The organism is Limnohabitans sp. Hippo3, assembly GCF_003063665.1.
Classification (GTDB): domain Bacteria; phylum Pseudomonadota; class Gammaproteobacteria; order Burkholderiales; family Burkholderiaceae_C; genus Limnohabitans_A.
Window position 1 is genome coordinate 1 of the sequence record NZ_NESF01000027.1, and the last position, 1,322, is coordinate 1,322.

Below are 1,322 nucleotides of genomic sequence, written 5' to 3' on the forward strand. Positions count from 1 at the left end.
TGAATCGCCCCGGATTTTGAGGAGGCTCCACACTTTGAGAAGATGGAGCCATGAGCAAGAAATCAAACCGTTTTTCACCCGAGGTGCGCGAACGCGCTGTCCGCATGGTGCTCGAACACCGAGGCGAGTACCCCTCCCTTTGGGCCACCATTGAGTCCATTGCCCCCAAGATCGGCTGCGTGCCGCAAACCCTCAACGACTGGGTTCGCCAGCATGAGGTTGACGAAGGCATGCGCGATGGCGTCAGCTCTGACGAGCGAGCCCGCATCAAAGATCTGGAGCGTGAAGTCAAAGAACTGCGCAAAGCCAACGAAATCCTCAAGCTGGCGAGCGCTTTTTTTGCCCAGGCGGAGCTCGACCGCCGACTCAAGTCCTGAGGGATTTTGTTGATCAAAACCGCCAGGCCTATGGGGTCGAGCCGATTTGCAAAGTGCTGCAAATTGCCCCGTCTGGCTACAGGTGCCATGCTGCCCGCAAACGCAAGCCCGAACTGCTTTGCGCCCGAGCCAAAAGTGATGAAGCCCTGATGCCGCAAATCCAAGCCGTCTGGCAGGCCAACATGCAGGTCTACGGCGCTGACAAGGTCTGGCACCAGATGAATCGTGAGGGCACCAAGGTGGCGCGCTGTACGGTCGAGCGGCTCATGAAGCGCATGGGATTACACGGCGTTCGCAGGGGCAAGGTCGTGCGCACCACGGTGCCAGATAAAGCAGCACCATGCCCACTGGATCGGGTCAACCGTCAATTCAAAGCCGATCGGCCCAACCAGCTGTGGGTGTCGGACTTCACCTACGTCAGCACCTGGCAGGGCTGGCAATACGTGGCCTTTGTGATCGATGTGTTTGCCCGACGCATCGTGGGCTGGCGTGTGAGTAGCTCCATGCGCACGGACTTTGTCTTGGATGCGCTGGAGCAAGCCTTGTTCGACAGGCAACCTGAACGCTCAGATGCATTGATACATCACTCGGACAGAGGGTCTCAATATGTTTCCATTCTCTACACCGAACGCCTGGCCCAAGCAGGGATAGAACCCTCGGTGGGCAGCCGTGGCGACAGCTACGACAACGCCTTGGCCGAGACGATCAATGGGCTGTACAAGGCCGAATTGATCCACCGCCGTGCACACTGGAAAACCAAGGAGGCACTGGAACTGGCGACCCTGGAATGGGTGGCTTGGTTCAACCACCACCGACTGCTCAGCTCGATTGGGTATATTCCACCGGCCGAAGCTGAGGTGAACTACTACCGGCAGCTAGCCGGAAAGAACGAGACAGAGGTCTCAACTTAAACCAACTGGCCTCCACGAAACCCGGGGCGATTCA

The 1,322-nt window shown here is 58.1% G+C and carries 1 protein-coding gene and 1 other annotated feature; the gene reads left to right on the forward strand.

Annotated features, from left to right (window positions below; genetic code table 11):
• Window positions 1-50 precede the first annotated feature (50 nt).
• Window positions 51-1,288, forward strand: a protein-coding gene (locus B9Z34_RS14395) for an IS3 family transposase (RefSeq protein WP_108428800.1) whose coding sequence is annotated in 2 segments (ribosomal slippage) — window positions 51-342 and window positions 342-1,288 — 1,239 coding nt in all. Because the reading frame shifts where the segments join, the coding sequence is not laid out codon by codon here.
• Window positions 332-448: a sequence feature (AL1L pseudoknot), on the forward strand. (Overlaps the previous gene by 117 nt.)
• Window positions 1,289-1,322: the final 34 nt, after the last annotated feature.